Source organism: Desulfocicer niacini (assembly GCF_054657595.1).
Genome location: NZ_BAAHYK010000012.1, coordinates 19,019 through 35,430, shown reverse-complemented (window position 1 = coordinate 35,430; position 16,412 = coordinate 19,019). Strand labels below are relative to the sequence as shown.

Here is a 16,412-nt window from a genome sequence, read left to right as displayed (position 1 = left end):
AGAAAATTTCACAGAGGCTGTCGTGTCCAATGGCGCTTTTTACCTTCCACCATTCCCGTCGCTGGTCTGGTATGCTGCTTAACCGTGGACTTTAAAAAAATCAGGATTGATGTGACACCATGAACGTGCTGGCAGAACAGTTAAATACTGTTATCAGGCAATCAAACCCATATATATATGATATGCTGTCCTGCATGGGAAAAGCCCTTTTCTTTCCCAGGGGAATCTTGACCCAGAGTGCAGAGGCAAAACAAAAGGCCCATAAAATCAATGCCACCATCGGCATTGCAAAGGAAAAAGGTCATGTGATGGGCCTTGGTGCCATTACCACCCCCGTGAAAGGGCTGGCGCCGGATGATTATCTTCCCTACGCCCCTTCCTTTGGACTTGCCCCCCTTCGTGAACGATGGCAGCAGTCACTTTTTCAAAAAAATCCATCCCTTGCTGGACAGAGCGTAAGTCTTCCGGTGGTGACATCGGGGATTACCCATGCTGTGAGTGTTTTTGGCGATATGTGGATTGATCCCGGTGACGTTGTTATTCTCCCGGACATGATGTGGGGGAACTACAATATGACCTTTGGTGTCCGGAATCAAGCCCAGGTGGTCACCTATAACACCTTTAATCCCGATCTCACCGGCCTGGATCTTGATGCCTTTGAAGCTGCTATGACCGCCCGGGCCGCCACTGCAGACAAGGTGATTACCGTTCTTAATTTTCCCAACAACCCCAGCGGGTATGCCCCCACCCTTGCCGAAGCGGAAAAAATCGTTGCTATATTACTTGATATTGCCCAAAAGGGGACCAATGTGGTGGTGGCTTGTGACGATGCCTATTTTGGTCTTTTCTTTGAACCGGAAACCATGAAGGAATCGGTTTTTTCCCTTCTGGCAGGCAGCCATGAACGCATTGTCGCCATCAAGCTGGACGGGGCCACAAAAGAGGACTACGTCTGGGGTTTAAGAACAGGATTCGTCACCTATGGTTTTTGTGCAGACCAGCAACTTGAAGCCCTTTACGGGGCCATGGAGCAGAAAACGGCCGGGTGCGTCCGGGGCAATATTTCCAATGTGTCCCACCTGAGCCAATCCCTGATTTTAAACGGGATGAACCATCCGGGATATGAGGACGAAAAAAAAGAAAAATTTAATATCCTGAAAAAACGGGCCATGGCCATTAAACAGGTCCTTACAGATGAGGTTTACCGGGATCACTGGGATGTGTATCCATTTAATTCAGGGTATTTCATGTGTATTCGCCTGAAAAATGTGGATGCGGAAATTCTGCGGTTGCATCTGCTTGATACCTATGGAGTAGGCCTTATCTCCATTGGTCATCAGAATATCCGGGTGGCATTTTCATCCATGGAAGAAAATGAGGTAAAAGAGCTGTTTGACATCATACTGAAAGGGATAAAAGATCTCACGTGATGATGATGCCTTGAAAAAACGGGGCCTGGTCACAACATCTGCCAGCCCCCATTGGCCGCCAATCATGACGGCTGGCCAATGTATGTGAACAGGCCCAAAAACGTGATCACCAGGTCTCAGACAAATAAAATGATGACTAAAAAAGGAACGTATCGGACACGATTGACCCAGTGGTTCTCATCTGGAGAGATCGCCCATGCCGGTCGGTGGCTGTTTCGGTTTATTCTCATCGGAATCATTGCCGGAATGGGCTCTGTTTTATTTCATTACCTGTGTGAGCTCGGGGTACACTATTTTCTGGATCTCATGGCCGGTTATCGACCGAGTACACCGGCCGGAGAACACCATCTGTTTGCCCACACGAATACGCCCTTTAATCGTTGGATACTTTTGCTTCTCCCTGCTGCCGGGGGGCTTGTCAGCGGTTTTCTGGTGTACACCTTTGCCCCGGAAGCAGAGGGGCACGGCACCGATGCCGCCATTGAAGCCTATCACCAGAAGGGGGGGTATATCCGTGGCCGGGTGCCCATCATCAAGACCATCACCTCTGCCATTACGTTGACCACGGGTGGTTCCGGGGGCAGGGAAGGCCCCATTGCCCAGATTGGTGCTGGATTCGGATCGTTCCTGGCCACTAAAATGCATCTCTCCGACCGAGAGCGTCGCATCATGATGGCTGCCGGTGTGGGGGCAGGGGTGGGAAGTATCTTCCGTGCCCCACTGGCAGGCGCATTGTTTGCCGCTGAAGTGCTGTACCGGGATCCGGAGTTTGAAGCTGATGTCATCATTCCCGCCGGTATTTCGTCGGTGGTGGCCTATTGCATCTTTTGCCTTGTCTTTGGCTGGGGGTCTCTTTTTGACTCGCCGGGGTTTAAATTTCAAAATCCCCTGGAGTTGGGCCCTTATGTGGTTTTGGCCTTGGTTTTGGTGTTTACCGCAGTGTTTTATGTCAAGGTTTTTTACGGTGTTACCCACCTGTTTCGACGATTTTCCATTCCCAATCATATCAAGCCGGCCATCGGCGGATTGATCACCGGCATAATCGGTTTTTTTCTTCCCTATACCCTGGCCTTTGGGTATGGCTATGCCCAAAAAGCCATTTTCAATGAACTCTCCATCTCCATTCTTTTTGCCCTGGCCGTGGGCAAGATTCTCACCACCTCCTTTTCCATCGGGTCCGGGGGTAGCGGTGGGGTGTTCGGTCCCTCTGTTGTCATTGGCGGTGCCATGGGCGGTGTGGTGGGTAAATTGTTTCACCTTTTTATTCCTGGCGTGGTGACTGCCCCCGGTACCTTTGTCATTGTGGGCATGGCCGGATTTTTTACGGCGGTGTCAAACACCCCCATTTCCACCATTATTTTTGTCAGTGAGATGACCAATTCCTATCATCTGCTGTTGCCAAGCCTTCTAGTGTGCTCCATCTGCTATCTCATCTCCCAGCGCTGGACCATCTATGAAAAACAGGTGAAAAACCGAGTGGATTCGCCAGCCCATGCCGGGGAGTTCATGATGGATATTCTCCAAACCATGAAGGTGGAAGATCTTATGCACCTGGTGAAAAATGTGTCCCATGTGCGTGAGGATATGCCCTTTTCAAAATTTAAAAAAATATTCTCCGCCACCAAGCAGCATTATTTTCCGGTGATGAACCGGGATAACCGGTTTTGCGGCATCTTTTCCAGCACCGATATCCGGGAGGTGATTTTTACCATTCATCTGGAAGATCTGGTCGTGATGAGAGATATCATGGTGTCCGATATTATTGTCACCACCCCTTCTGAAGATTTAAATACGGTGCTTTTAAAATTGACACAGAAAAACATTGATGCCCTGCCCGTGGTCAAGGAGGATGATCATGGGGTGTTTATGGGGCTTCTTTATCGTCGGGATGTGATTAATCATTACAACCGAGTGATTCAGAAAATGCGGGAACCAAAGGATAATCCACCTTCATGAGGAACAGCCCCTTTGCCGGGGCTGTGGCCGGGGCAATGCGTCGATCCCGGGCCTTAAGAATGGTCTGGAATTCTTGGGCTGTCAGTTTCAGAAGCCCTGCCTCCACCAGGCTGCCCATAATATTTCTCACCATGAATCTTAAAAATCCATTTCCTTTTATTTTAAATACCAACCGATGTGTATTTCCGGGTTCAAGGGGTTCCACCACGGCCTTGTAAATTTGTCGAATGGTGTGGGCCCGGGGACTGCCAGCTCCCTCAAAGGACTTAAAATCGTGGGTACCTGTTATGAGACCACAACAGCGATTCATGGTATGGATGTCCAGGGGTCGGGATATGTGCCATGAAAAATTTCTACCCACGGCACAGGGGTCTTGCCGGTTCAGGATGTGGTAGTGGTAGGTTTTGGCCATGGCGTGGAACCGGGCATGGAAATCATCGGGGACCTGCTCAATGTTTTGGACGACAATGGGGCCCTTCATCATGCGGTTAATTCCCCGTTTGATATCCCTGCCATCCATGGTTGTATTTGCATGGAAATTGGCTGTCTGACCCATGGCATGAACCCCGGCATCGGTGCGGCCTGATCCGGTAATACCAATATCCTGATTCAGGATAATGGACAAAAGCCGCTGCAGTTCTCCCTGGACGGTCAATTGCCGGGGTTGGACCTGCCATCCGGCGTAAGGGGTACCGTCATATTCAATGGTGATTTTGAAATTTTTCCGGGTGGATGACATGAAAGACCTGGCAATGCGGGTAAAGGGTTACAGTCGGTTGCACGGCACATTGGCCAGCACGAACTCAAAATAATCGTCCATGAGTTCCTTATACTTTTCCTGGGGATAATCTTTGCCGCAGACCCTGCAGCTTAAGTACACCCGTGTTCAGGTGCGTTTCAGGATCAGTTTGCCGTCGCAATGGGGGCAGTTTACCTTTAAGTTATCCATACTTCCATGTTTCCTTATGGCTGTTTTTCTGTTAAAAGCCGATGTTAAGGTTCCGGCTTGATCATCGAGTAAAGGATTTTTTTACAATAATGCACCATATGCAAAAGTCAAACAGAGGGATGAAAATACAATGAAAGGCTTTCAATTCAACGGCATTGCCGCCGGGATCAAGACCAACGGCAAAAAAGATCTCGGTATTATTTATTCGGAACGGCCCGCATCCGCAGCGGCCCTTTTTACCACCAACAAGGTGGTGGCGGCACCGGTGATACTGGGACGGGAGCGCATGGCCGCAGGACTTTGCCAGGCAGTGGTGGTCAATTCGGGCAATGCCAATTGTTTCACCGGAGAACAGGGATATAAAGATGCCCTGGAAACCGCCCGCCTGGCTGCAAAAGCCCTGGAAATTCCGGAAACCCTGGTTATGGTTGCTTCCACCGGGGTCATCGGTGCTCCCCTGCCCATGGAAAAAATGAAGGCGGGCATTCCCCTTGTCATTGAAGACATGAAAAAGGACGGAGTCGATGATTTTGCCGAGGCAATTCTCACCACGGACCTTGCCAGAAAGATGGTCTATAAAACCTGCTCCATCAAAGGGCGCACCTTCACCGTGTGCGGATTTGCCAAGGGTTCCGGCATGATCCGTCCCAACATGGCCACCATGCTGGCTTTTGTGTGCACGGATCTGGATATTTCCTCCTCCCTTTTAAAGACGACCCTTCAAAAGGGATGTGAAAAATCCTTTAACCGTATTTCCGTGGATGGGGACACCAGCACCAATGACATGGTCATTGCCATGGCCAACGGCATGTCCGGGGCGGTCCTGGAAGACAGCGACGATGCCCTGGAGTTTCAGAAAATCATGGATGAGGTCATGCTGGTTCTTTCTAAAATGATCGTCCGGGATGGTGAGGGTGCCACTAAACTTGCCCGTATTGATGTACGGGGGGCCTTATCTCTGGAGGATGCTTTTATGGTCGCCGAAGCCATAGCCCATTCCAACCTGGTGAAAACCGCCCTTTATGGCGAAGATCCCAATTGGGGACGGATTACCGCGGCAGCGGGCCGATCCGGTGCCATGGTGGACCCCGATAAAATGGACCTTTTCTTCGGAGATGTGGCCTTGGTTAAAAAAGGGGTGTGGCAGGGGGTGGAGGCAGAGAAACAGGCGGCCCAGGTCATGAAAAATGATGAACTTGAGATGGTGCTGGACCTGAATCTCGGGCAGTTCAGTGATTTTTTTCTGTTCTGTGATTTTTCCGAAGATTATGTCAAGATCAACGCCGATTATCGCTCATGATGAGACTGCAGAAATTTTTATCCCGGGCAGGGGTGTGCTCCCGACGTCAGGGGGAGGTATTCATTTCTCAGGGCCGGGTGAGGGTGAATGGATCGGTGGTTACCCAGCCGGGAACCCAGGTGGACCCAGCCATGGATGCGGTCACCGTTGACGGAAAAAAAGTGGGGCTCAGCCCGGAAAAAAAATGGTGTTACATCGCTCTGAATAAACCCGTGGGGGTGATTTCTTCCTGTGTACGCCAGGGAAGGGAACCCGTTGTGGTGGATCTGGTGGATGTTTCCCGGCGGATTTATCCCGTGGGACGACTGGACAAGGACTCCTGCGGGTTGATCCTGCTCACCGATGATGGCGATCTTCACAATCGTCTTTCCCATCCGTCTTACAACCATGAAAAAGAGTACAGTGTTACAACGGTTCAGCCGGTGAGCCGGGGTGCCCTGGAAAAAATGGCCAGGGGCATTGTGTTGGACGGTAAAAAAACCCGCAGTGCAAGGGTGTGGCGAACCGGTTCCCATGGATTCAAGATTGTGCTCAAACAGGGGATTAACCGGCAGATCCGTCGCATGGTGAGTAAAACCGGAAATGAGGTGGCTCACCTCAAGCGTTTGAGGATGGGCACTGTGACCCTGGGCTCCCTGACCGAAGGGGCCTGGCGACATCTTACCCCGGAGGAGGTACGGGCGCTTCAGGCCTCCCCGGGGAAGTGAGACGTACAGAGTGTTGAGTCAGATATTAAAAAAAGAATTCTTTCTCTTACAGGGCCTGGATGCCGATGGCTTTTTTCACCCGTTCCAGCATGGGGGCGGCATATTCCCGGGCCCGGAGAGCACCCTGTTTTAATATGGCATCAATGTCGCCGGGGGATTTTATAAGTTCGCTATAGGTCTCCCGGGGGGTTTTGAGCACTTCGTTTAAATGTTCAAACAATTCCTGCTTCATGGTGCCCCAGCCAATGCCGTTGCGGTATCTTTGGGCCATGGCAGCGGTCTCCTCTTTGGTGGCAAAGGCCTTGTAAATGGCAAACAGTGTGCAGGTGTCAGGATCTTTGGGCTCTTCCGGGGCAAGGGAGTTGGTCTTGATCTTCATGACCAGCTTCCTTAGCTTTTTTTCCGATTCAAAAAGCGGGATGGTGTTGTTGTAGCTTTTGCTCATCTTGCGGCCATCAAGGCCAGCCAGCACCGCTGTGGTTTCGTCCACCACGGCTTCGGGCAGAATAAAGTGCTCTCCAAACTGATGATTGAACCTGCCGGCAATGTCCCTTGTCATCTCCAGGTGCTGGATCTGATCCCGTCCCACGGGTACCTTTCTGGCATTGAACATGAGAATGTCCGCGGCCATGAGAATGGGATAGCAGAAAAGTCCCATGGTGATCTCTTTGTCCAGGTCCTTTCTGCCAGCCGTCTCGTTGTCTGCCACAGCAGCCTTGTAGGCATGGGCCCGGTTCATAAGACCCTTGGCGGTCATGCAGGTGAGGATCCAGCTCAGCTCCGGGATTTCCGGGATGTCGGTCTGGCGGTAAAAAATGGAGGTTTTGGTGTCCAGACCCAGGGCGATCCAGGTGGCGGCCACTTCCAGGGCGGATTTGCGGATACGTTCCGGGTCCTGACATTTGATGATGGCATGATAATCGGCAAGAAAATAATAACATTGCCTGTTTTCTTCCCGGCTGGACGCGATGGCGGGGCGAATGGCCCCTACATAGTTGCCCAGATGGGGGGTGCCTGTTGTGGTAATGCCTGTGAGGTGGTCTGCATTTTTCATGGTGTGCATTTTATAAGCGTTCCTTTGGAAATAATGTACTTTGTGTGGTGTTTCGGTTATCTAATTCGGATTATCAGAAACCCTGGCGTTTATCAACTGATTTGTCCCGAGACAAAGGGAGGGGGCAGGTGGTGTTTTTTCACAAATGCCAGTTCTGCTTCCTTGTCCGGCAGACGTCCATCGAGTTTTTCATCCAGCACCGACTGGATGATGGTATTAAATGTCGGGCCTGGTTTCAGTCCCATGGCAATGAGATCCCGGCCCTGGATTTCAGGTTTTATATCTTTAAGCTGGGTATAGTAAAGAGAGATCCCTTTTTTAACCCGTTCACTGCGGGTGCAGGCCATGATGTAAAGCAGATGCTCGGCTCTGAAAATATGTACCATGGCATACAGGCCACTGTGGTTGGGGGGGAATCGATGTTCCAGGATGTAAAGCCGTTCTTCGGCCTTGAGGCGATCCTTTAAAATCAGTTTTATCTGGGAGGGCGACAGCCTGAGCCGTAAACAGATGTCCTGGACCACCTTATAGGGGCACTTGCGGATCATCACCATGAAATAAATGGCCCATCCCATGCACGGGGTATCAAGGTAGAGAAGATCATGCCAGGCAATAACCTTTTGTACGGCCCCCAGGTTTTCAATGACGGCATTATCAAGGATCAGGGAGGGGTGAATTACCTTTTCCAGATGATACTCTCGAAGGCTTTCAATGGCCGGGATGGGGTTGTCTTCTTCAAGGATCTGCTGGAGTTCGGAAAATACCCGTCGGCCGCTGAGTTTTCTGAAGAAATCAAATTTCACGGCGTTGCGGATGAGGTTTTGGGTCATTTTTCCGATGGTGAAGTCAAACCGGTTGGCAAATTTGATGGCCCTGAATACCCGGGTGGGATCCTCGACAAAGCTTATGTTATGGATGGTGCGGATGGTTTTATCTTTAAGGTCCCGTTGGGCCCCGAAAAAATCAATGAGGGTGCCAAAGGCGTTCTTGTTGAGCCGTATGGCAAGGGTATTGATGGTGAAATCCCTTCTGAACATATCCCGTTTGATGGAACTCATTTCCACCGTGGGCAGCGCCGCCGGGGCATTGTAATACTCCGTGCGGGCCGATGCCACATCGATTTTAAATCCGTCGGGCAGTACCATCACCGCCGTTCCAAACTCCCGGTGGATATTGCATCGACCGCCTTTTTTATCAATAAATTTTTGGGCAAAATCAATTCCGTCTCCTTCCACCACCACATCAATGTCTTCACTTTTGCGGTAAAGCAGCAGATCCCTTACAAAGCCCCCCACCACAAAAAGATTCAGACCCAGGGCATCACCGGCAGCGCCGATTTCCATGAGCAGATCGCCTATGGCAGGGGTCAATCGTTCTTTGATCAAATGGGATACATTGCGCTGTTTGGCATTCTGCTGGGTGGTGATAAGACCATGTCGGGAGGCTTTTTCATCCTTGCTGCGGCGAACCAGATGGTTTAAAAGATCGGTGCGGGTGATTACCCCGATGACCCTGTCATTCTCCACGACGGGCAGAAGACGCTGTTTTCCATCCATGATGCGGGCTTCAATCTCCATGAGACCTGCCCGGGGGGATATGGTGGAAATTTCCGTTGACATGTATTCGCTGGCGGGCAGGTGTCCCAGCTGATGGTAACCGGTTTTCTCAATGATCTGCCGGGTGATGTATCCGGTGATGTGATGGGGATCATCCGATGACACCAGAAGGGCATTGACATTGCATCGAGTCATCATGATGCCGGCATCATGGCAGGACATAGTGTCCCGGATGATGAGCGCCGGAGTGGACATCAGTTCTCTGGCAATGCTGATGGGGGTTACATGGGTTTTTAAAATTCCAATGAGTTCCTGCTCCACCTGGGCTAGGGTTTTGTCGGTGATGGCGGCGGATGCTGCGCTGGCATGGCCTCCCCCGCCCATGGCGGACAAGATTGTCCCCACATCCACCTCCGGAATACGGCTTCTGGCAATGATGTTTACCTTGGTTTCCATGAGTACAATGGCAAAAAAGACATCCAGATTGTCAATTTTCATAACCATCTGGACAATGGTGGCAATATCTGAAATATATCCAGGGGAAGAGATGGTGGAGATATGAATTTCCACCCCGTTGATGGTGTGGGAAATTTTTTCATTGAGCAGTTCGTTGAGCCAGGCCACCTGATCGGTGCGGATTTCCTTGGCCGTTAAATCGGCAATGGTGTTGAGATTGGCACCGCAGGAGAGAAAAAAAGCAGCTGCCAGCAGATCTGCTTCGGTGGTGACAGAAAAGGTGAAAGACCCGGTGTCCTCATATATTCCAAGGGCCATCACCGTGGCCTCCTCCGGGGAGATGTCAATGGCTTTTTTCCGGATCAGCCGTGCAAGAATGGTGGCGGTGGCGCCGGTGGCCTGTACGTGGGTAACCTTTCCCGTGATATCTCCTTTTTTGTCTGGATGATGGTCATAGATGTGAATTTCCACGTTTTTTCTTTTTAAAAGTTCGGCCACGGCGGGGATACGATGGGGCTGTCTCGTATCCACGACCACCAGTGTGCGGGTCTTGGAAAAGTCTATGTTTTTCGGGCTTTCCATGTTAAAAAGGTAGCTCACAGAGCTGATGAAAAAGTCCCTGAGGCTTTTTTCCTGGGAGCCGGGAAAAATGACCACAGACTCGGGATATAATTTTTGGGCGGCCAGCATGCTGGCAATGGCATCAAAATCCGCATTAACGTGACTTGTGATAATGGTTTTCGGCTGAATTTTTTTTTCTTTTTTCAAGCGATGGCGGCTCCTTTTGATGCGGGTTCGGATGTATTGCTCATTTCCACGGCTGGGTGCTTATTAACATTTGTGGTCGGGAAAACCAAGGAGAACCTTGCATTGGACTGTCTGGAAGTCAACGGATTTTATAAGGAGGATGATAAGGCATGACGCTGTATCTCTGGAAGGGTAAGAATCCCAAAAAAAAGACCGTTAAGGGTGAAATGGAGGCAGAAACCGTTGAACAGGTTCGTGCAAATCTGCTGCGCAGAAAAATTACCGCCACATCCATCAAGAAAAAACCCAAGGACCTGTTTGAAAATATTTCCTTCTTACAGCCAACTGTTACGGAAAAAGACGTCATTATTTTTTCAAGACAATTTTCCACCATGATTGATGCGGGTCTTCCGTTACTTCAATGCCTTGACATTCTTCAGACCCAGCAGGAAAATCCCACCTTTAAAAAAATATTGAAAGAGATTAAAACCTCAGTTGAAAGCGGGGACACTTTTGCCGATTCCCTTGGTAAATTTTCCCATGTGTTTAATGATTTGTATGTAAATATGGTTGCCGCCGGTGAAGCCGGTGGTATTCTTGATATTATTCTGAGAAGATTATCGGCCTACATGGAAAAAATGGCCAAACTGAAAAAACAGGTAAAGGGTGCCATGACCTATCCGGCCATCACCATGGCAGTGGCCATTGTGGTGGTGGGTATTATTCTTGTGTTTGTTATTCCTGTTTTTGCCCAGATGTTTGAAGGCTTTGGTTCTTCTCTCCCGGCCCCCACAATGATGGTGGTGAATTTAAGTGAGTTTGTCATCGGGAAAATATGGTACATTTTGGGAGGGGGATTTGCAATCATGTTTAGCATAAAAAAAATTTATAACACCAAAAAAGGGCGGATCATCATGGATGATCTGTTTTTAAGATTGCCGGTTTTCGGCCTTTTGATCCGCAAGGTGGCGGTGGCCAAATTTACCCGGACCATGGGAACCATGATGTCAAGCGGAGTGTCCATTCTGGAGGCCTTGGAAATTGTGGCCCGGACAGCGGGTAACAAAACGGTTGAGTTTGCCGTTCTTGATGTCCGGTCCGCCATCTCAGAGGGGCGTTCCATGGCTGATCCTCTGCTGGAAAGCGGGGTGTTTCCCTCCATGGTCTGCTCCATGATTTCCGTGGGGGAATCCACCGGGGCCCTTGATATCATGCTGGAGAAAATTGCTGATTTCTATGATGAGGAAGTGGACCAGGCGGTGAGTAATTTAACGGATATGATAGAGCCTTTTCTGTTGGTTTTTCTTGGGGTGGTCATCGGTGGACTGGTCATTGCCATGTATCTTCCCATCTTTAAGATGGCCGCTGCCATCGGATAGTGCATCCATGAAAATGCATCGCACAGATCCCGGGGAGATGAAGGGACGTATCCGGTGGCTCATTGCCTTTCGCATGGTTTTTGCCGGGGTGCTTTTCGGGGCCACACTGCTTTTCTGCGCCGGTGAATCCATTCCCTTCACCTCCCGCCCTTTTATTTTTCTGGTGGGGATTGCCCTTGTTCTTTTCCTGCTTTCCGCCATTTACGCCCTTTTGTTGAATTTCTGGGGGGCAAGCCAGTGGTTTGTATATGGCCAGGTGTTTCTGGACACGGTGACGGTGACCATTATTTTGTTTTTAACTGGTGGTTTTTCCAGCGTGTTTACCTTTCTTTATCTTCTGGTGATCATCGGGGTGAGCATGATCCTGCACCGAACGGGCAGTCTGGTGATGGCGGCACTGAGCAGCGTTCAGTACGGGTTGATGATTGATCTGGAATATTATGGGGTTCTGGTTCCCCTGGGTACCAGTGGAGATCTAGCCTCGGCCTATGCCTGGACTCATATCATCTATCGCATGGTGATTATCATGGCCGCCTGTTTTGCCGTGGCGTTCCTGGCAGGTATGCTGGCAGTGCAGACCCGGCGGGCCAGGCATGAACTGGCCCTCATGGAAAGCCATTTAAAGCGGGTGGAAAAGGTGGCGGCCATCGGTGAGCTGGCAGCCGGGATTGCCCATGAAATTAAAAATCCTCTGGCATCCCTTTCCGGTTCCATTCAGCTGCTGAAAGAGGATCTTTCGCCGGGGAGTCCCAATTACCGGCTCATGCAGATCGTGCTTCGTGAGACAGACCGGTTGAGTAAATTGGTGACGGATTTTTTGCTCTTTGCCACTCCCCATCGCATGGATTCAAAACAGATCCGCCTGGACACTGCGGTGCGTGACACCGTTGCCCTGTTTGAACAGGATGAACTGTGCCGGGGGCGTATTCTTATTGATGTGCAGGTGACCGGTGCCGTTCATATATACATGGATGCCGGACATCTTCGCCAGGTGCTGTTTAACCTGTTAAAAAATGCTGCAGAGGCCATTCAGGGGGCAGGTACCATTTCTATCCATCTGGCTGCACCGGCTCAGAAGATGGTGAAGCTTCACATCACCGATACCGGGTGCGGCATGGAACCCCGTGTGCTGGCCATGGTATTTGATCCTTTTTATACCACCAAAAGCCATGGTAACGGTCTGGGGCTTGCCATCACCCACCGCATCATGGAAACCCATGGGGGGAGGGTGGATGTGACAAGTGTGCCCGGGGAGGGAACCCGTTTCAGCCTGATTTTCAAACTGACGGACAATAAACAAAATCTTGACACTGTGCCTTAAAATGGAGTAGTTAATGAAGATTTTTCACACTTGATGGTCAAGTGGATTTATGTTGCTCCCCCCTTTCTGGATTGTGCGGATATGAAAAATTTGACCCTTGAGTGACACTTAACCCATTTATGCATGTAATGCGGGAAATATAATAAATCATGGAAGACTCAAGCGCGCTGCTTAAGGCAAGAAAAGACAAGAATCAGGAACTGGCGGATGCCGGTGTACACTTATATCCCAATGATTTCAGGGTCTCTGACACCATTAATGTGCTTCAGGGTATCGCCGAAACCGCGCCGGACACCCTCGGGGAAGACGGGCGGGAATTTGCCGTGGCCGGTCGGATGATGGCTGTGAACAGTTTTGGGAAATCGGCCTTTATCCGGTTTAAAGATCGAACCGGACAGCTCCAGGCCTATGTGCAGAAAAACAAGGTGGGTAATGACACCTATGCATTGTTTAAAAAACTCGATATCGGTGATTTTTTGGGCCTGACGGGTGTTCTTTTCCAGACCCGCACCGGGGAATGGACCCTGCTTGTCAAGACCCTTCGTCTGCTGTCCAAATCCGTGCGACCCCTGCCCGAAAAATTTCATGGCATTAAAGATCCGGAAAAGCGATATCGCCAGCGGTATCTCGACCTGATCATGAACAGCCAAGCCCGGGAAATTTTTACAAAGAGAAGTAAAACCGTGAGCACCATGCGTCGTTTCTTTGAAGACAGGGATTTCATGGAGGTGGAAACCCCCATGATGCAGCCCCTTCCCGGTGGTGCCGAAGCCACCCCCTTTAAAACATGGCACAATGCCCTTGGTATGGAGCTTTACCTTCGCATCGCACCGGAGCTGTATCTGAAACGCCTGGTGGTGGGTGGGTTTGAAAAAGTATTTGAAATTAATAGAAATTTTCGCAATGAAGGGGTTTCTACCCGGCACAATCCCGAGTTCACCATGGTGGAATTCTACCAGGCCTATGCCAATTATGAAGATCTGATGGATCTCACCGAAGAGATGTTCAGCCACATTGCAAGACAGGTTACCGGTTCCGATACCATAACCTACCAAGGAGAAACCATTTGCTTTGGCGGAAAATGGAGACGGATTTCCATGATGGATTCCCTGGTGGAAATCGGGGGGCTTGATCCCGCCGTTTTAAATTTGGAAGATCCCCAGGGCATGCTGGACCATGCCGAAAAAAATAATATCAAGATCACCAAGAAAGAACGTCCGGGCAAGATCCTGACCAAGCTGTTTGATACCCTGGTGGAACCCAAACTTATCCAACCCACCTTTATTACTGGATACCCGGTGGAGGTGTCACCCCTGTCCCGGAAAAGTGAGATCAACCCCGAACTCACCGATCGATTTGAGCTGTTCATTGCCGGCAGGGAAATTGCCAACGGCTTTTCCGAGATCAATGATCCGGTGGATCAGTATGAACGCTTCCTGGGCCAGGTCGCCCAGAGAGAAGACGGAGACAGTGAGGCCCACATAATGGACGCAGATTACGTTGAGGCCCTGGAGTACGGTATGCCCCCCACGGCGGGCCAGGGCATCGGCATTGACCGGTTGGTGATGCTGTTGACCGATTCTCCATCCATCCGTGAGGTCATTTTGTTTCCCCACATGAAAAAGATCATCTGATCCATAATGTCATTTGAAACCTTCATAGCCGGCAGATACCTGAAGGCAAAAAGAAAAGAGGGATTTATCTCTCTTATCACCCTGCTGTCCATTGCCGGAGTTACCCTTGGGGTCATGGCCCTGGTGATTGTCATTGCCGTCATGAGTGGCGCGGAAACGGAGTTTCGCAATCGGATTCTGGGGGTGGAGCCTCACATTCTCCTGATGGATGCCTCGGGAAATTACCAGGATATGGATGGCCTTGAAAAGCGTATCAGGAATATTGACGGCGTGACGGCGGTATCGGCCATGGTGTTTACCCAGGCCATGATTAAAACCGCTGTGGGCCTTTCCGGGGCTGTGATCCGGGGCATTGATCCCCATGGTCAGGTCAGTCTGATAAAGGGCTATACCCGGGAACAGATGGAGGAACGACTTGTTGCCGGTGCCCCGGGCGGTGCGTTGCCCGGCATTGTGCTTGGCCGGGAACTGGCAAAAAATGTTGGCGTGTCCCCCGGGGACACCCTGGTGTTGATGTCCCCGGGGGGGATGATTTCTCCCATGGGGTACATGCCCTCCCTGAAACGCTTCAGTGTGACCGGGGTATTTGATTCCGGCATGTACGAGTATGACAGTTCCCTTGCCTGGGTTCACATTGATGAAGCCCGCAAACTTCTGGGAACAAAATCCCGAATTTCAGCCATGGGGGTGTGGGTGAAGGATATTTTCTCCGCGTCCCATGTCAAGGATGTCCTTGTGAAAGATCTTGGCTACCCCTATTATGCCAAAGATTGGATGGAAATGAACCAGAGCCTTTTTTCTGCCCTGAAGCTTGAAAAAACCGCCATGTTTATCATTCTGACCCTTATTATCCTGGTGGCGGCATTTAATATCACCAGTGCTTTGATCATGATGGTCATGGAAAAGACCAGGGATATTGCCATCTTAAAGGCCATGGGAGCCACCCCTGCCATGATTCGAAAAATATTTATTTTTCAAGGAATGATTGTGGGCATGACCGGCACTTTTCTTGGCACCCTTTCCGGGGTGGTTATCTGCGTGGTTCTGAAAAAATATCATTTTATTACCCTGCCGGCGGCCTATCCTTTTTCCACCCTGCCAATACAGCTGGAATATCTTGATGTGTTCATGATTGCCGCGGCATCCATGGCCCTTTGTTTTCTTTCCACCTTGTATCCCTGCCGAAGAGCCGGGGTTATGGACCCGGTGGAGGCCCTTAGATATGGCTGATGAACAAGAAGGAAATCTACTGGTATCCTTAAAGGGTATATGCAAGGGATTTAAGACAGCAGATGCCACCATTAATATCCTGGAGGAAGTGGATTTTTCCATCGGCCGGGGGCAGACCATGGCGGTTGTGGGGCCATCTGGTATCGGAAAATCCACCCTGCTTCATATTCTGGGCACCCTGGATCGACCGGATCGCGGCAGTATCTGTTTTAACGGCAGTGAGGTCCTTAAACTGGGAGAGACGGCCCTTGCCCAGTTTCGAAACCGCAGCATCGGGTTTGTCTTTCAGTTTCATCATCTGCTCCAGGGGTTTACTGCCCTGGAAAATGTTATGCTTCCCTGTCTTATAGACCATCAGCCGCCTGACAAGGCAGGCATCCGTGCCGCGGAAATACTCACACGGGTGGGTTTGGACCACCGTCTGGCCCACAGGGTGGAGGATCTGTCCGGTGGGGAACAGCAGAGGGTGGCCATTGCCCGGGCACTTGTATTAAACCCGCCCCTTCTTCTGGCAGATGAACCCACAGGAAATCTGGATAAGGAGAACGGCAGGGCTGTGCATGAGTTGCTTTTGCAGCTGAATCGGGAACTTGGCATGACCCTTGTGGTGGTGACCCATAACCCGGAACTTGCGGCCATCATGGACACTCGGGTGACCCTTAAAAAGTGTCAGGTGGTTGCTGCCATGTAGTT

Annotated in this window: 13 protein-coding genes; 9 read left to right on the top strand and 4 right to left on the bottom strand. The window is 50.5% G+C overall.

All coding sequences use genetic code 11. The features are described 5' to 3' along the window. Positions 1-119 precede the first annotated feature (119 nt). Together ACYQ2M_RS08145 and ACYQ2M_RS08140 are read left to right on the top strand one after the other, a co-directional pair. Positions 120-1,430: an aminotransferase class I/II-fold pyridoxal phosphate-dependent enzyme gene (locus ACYQ2M_RS08145; RefSeq protein ID WP_459915836.1), complete on the top strand. Its 1,311-nt coding sequence runs from the start codon at positions 120-122 to the stop codon at positions 1,428-1,430. A gap of 132 nt (positions 1,431-1,562) precedes the next feature. Continuing rightward, positions 1,563-3,386, top strand: a complete 1,824-nt coding sequence (locus tag ACYQ2M_RS08140; protein ID WP_459915922.1) for a chloride channel protein — start codon at positions 1,563-1,565, stop codon at positions 3,384-3,386. On the opposite strand, the gene truA is transcribed toward ACYQ2M_RS08140, so the two are convergent. Together truA and ACYQ2M_RS08130 are read right to left on the bottom strand one after the other, a co-directional pair. After that, complete coding sequence (truA, locus tag ACYQ2M_RS08135) at positions 3,325-4,125, bottom strand: tRNA pseudouridine(38-40) synthase TruA (protein WP_459915835.1); 801 nt, start codon at positions 4,123-4,125, stop codon at positions 3,325-3,327. The genes ACYQ2M_RS08140 and truA overlap by 62 nt on opposite strands. A 27-nt stretch (positions 4,126-4,152) precedes the next feature. Then, entirely contained in the window at positions 4,153-4,266 is a 114-nt protein-coding gene (locus ACYQ2M_RS08130; RefSeq protein ID WP_459915834.1) for a dual CXXC motif small (seleno)protein, read from the bottom strand. Positions 4,267-4,465: 199 nt separating this feature from the next. Between ACYQ2M_RS08130 and argJ the strand changes: the two genes are divergently transcribed. Beyond that, the gene (argJ, locus tag ACYQ2M_RS08125) at positions 4,466-5,635 is read left to right on the top strand and encodes a bifunctional glutamate N-acetyltransferase/amino-acid acetyltransferase ArgJ (RefSeq protein ID WP_459915833.1); all 1,170 of its coding nucleotides are present in this window, start codon (positions 4,466-4,468) and stop codon (positions 5,633-5,635) included. Further along, entirely contained in the window at positions 5,632-6,342 is a 711-nt protein-coding gene (locus tag ACYQ2M_RS08120) for a pseudouridine synthase (RefSeq protein ID WP_459915832.1), read from the top strand. The genes argJ and ACYQ2M_RS08120 overlap by 4 nt, the downstream gene beginning before the upstream one ends. A 46-nt stretch (positions 6,343-6,388) precedes the next feature. Here the strand turns inward: ACYQ2M_RS08120 and ACYQ2M_RS08115 are convergent, their stop codons facing one another. Together ACYQ2M_RS08115 and ACYQ2M_RS08110 are read right to left on the bottom strand one after the other, a co-directional pair. Beyond that, a complete protein-coding gene (locus tag ACYQ2M_RS08115; protein WP_459915831.1) occupies positions 6,389-7,405 on the bottom strand; it encodes a tryptophan--tRNA ligase in 1,017 nt (338 codons plus the stop codon). Positions 7,406-7,488: 83 nt separating this feature from the next. After that, positions 7,489-10,176, bottom strand: coding sequence for a CBS domain-containing protein (locus tag ACYQ2M_RS08110; RefSeq protein WP_459915830.1), 2,688 nt, complete (start codon positions 10,174-10,176; stop codon positions 7,489-7,491). A 149-nt stretch (positions 10,177-10,325) separates the two neighbouring features. Between ACYQ2M_RS08110 and ACYQ2M_RS08105 the strand changes: the two genes are divergently transcribed. The 5 genes from ACYQ2M_RS08105 (at position 10,326) to ACYQ2M_RS08085 (ending at position 16,410) form a co-directional block, all read left to right on the top strand. Next, the gene (locus ACYQ2M_RS08105) at positions 10,326-11,534 is read left to right on the top strand and encodes a type II secretion system F family protein (protein WP_459915829.1); all 1,209 of its coding nucleotides are present in this window, start codon (positions 10,326-10,328) and stop codon (positions 11,532-11,534) included. A gap of 7 nt (positions 11,535-11,541) precedes the next feature. Then, the gene (locus ACYQ2M_RS08100) at positions 11,542-12,855 is read left to right on the top strand and encodes an ATP-binding protein (RefSeq protein ID WP_459915828.1); all 1,314 of its coding nucleotides are present in this window, start codon (positions 11,542-11,544) and stop codon (positions 12,853-12,855) included. 149 nt (positions 12,856-13,004) lie between these two features. Then, positions 13,005-14,489 (top strand): lysine--tRNA ligase, encoded by a 1,485-nt coding sequence (gene lysS, locus ACYQ2M_RS08095; RefSeq protein ID WP_459915827.1) that lies wholly within the window; start codon positions 13,005-13,007, stop codon positions 14,487-14,489. A gap of 6 nt (positions 14,490-14,495) precedes the next feature. Further along, positions 14,496-15,719, top strand: a complete 1,224-nt coding sequence (locus ACYQ2M_RS08090) for a lipoprotein-releasing ABC transporter permease subunit (protein WP_459915826.1) — start codon at positions 14,496-14,498, stop codon at positions 15,717-15,719. Continuing rightward, a complete protein-coding gene (locus ACYQ2M_RS08085) occupies positions 15,712-16,410 on the top strand; it encodes an ABC transporter ATP-binding protein (RefSeq protein WP_459915825.1) in 699 nt (232 codons plus the stop codon). The genes ACYQ2M_RS08090 and ACYQ2M_RS08085 overlap by 8 nt, the downstream gene beginning before the upstream one ends. The last annotated feature ends 2 nt before the right edge of the window (positions 16,411-16,412 follow it).

Coding starts and splice junctions, on each gene's coding strand:
- argJ (WP_459915833.1), top strand. CDS start 4,466: ATGAAAGGCTTTCAATTCAACGGCATTGCCGCCGGGATCAAGACCAAC.
- ACYQ2M_RS08100 (WP_459915828.1), top strand. CDS start 11,542: ATGAAAATGCATCGCACAGATCCCGGGGAGATGAAGGGACGTATCCGG.
- ACYQ2M_RS08115 (WP_459915831.1), bottom strand. CDS start 7,405: ATGCACACCATGAAAAATGCAGACCACCTCACAGGCATTACCACAACA.
- ACYQ2M_RS08105 (WP_459915829.1), top strand. CDS start 10,326: ATGACGCTGTATCTCTGGAAGGGTAAGAATCCCAAAAAAAAGACCGTT.
- ACYQ2M_RS08120 (WP_459915832.1), top strand. CDS start 5,632: ATGATGAGACTGCAGAAATTTTTATCCCGGGCAGGGGTGTGCTCCCGA.
- ACYQ2M_RS08090 (WP_459915826.1), top strand. CDS start 14,496: ATGTCATTTGAAACCTTCATAGCCGGCAGATACCTGAAGGCAAAAAGA.
- ACYQ2M_RS08145 (WP_459915836.1), top strand. CDS start 120: ATGAACGTGCTGGCAGAACAGTTAAATACTGTTATCAGGCAATCAAAC.
- ACYQ2M_RS08140 (WP_459915922.1), top strand. CDS start 1,563: ATGACTAAAAAAGGAACGTATCGGACACGATTGACCCAGTGGTTCTCA.
- ACYQ2M_RS08085 (WP_459915825.1), top strand. CDS start 15,712: ATGGCTGATGAACAAGAAGGAAATCTACTGGTATCCTTAAAGGGTATA.
- lysS (WP_459915827.1), top strand. CDS start 13,005: ATGGAAGACTCAAGCGCGCTGCTTAAGGCAAGAAAAGACAAGAATCAG.
- truA (WP_459915835.1), bottom strand. CDS start 4,125: ATGTCATCCACCCGGAAAAATTTCAAAATCACCATTGAATATGACGGT.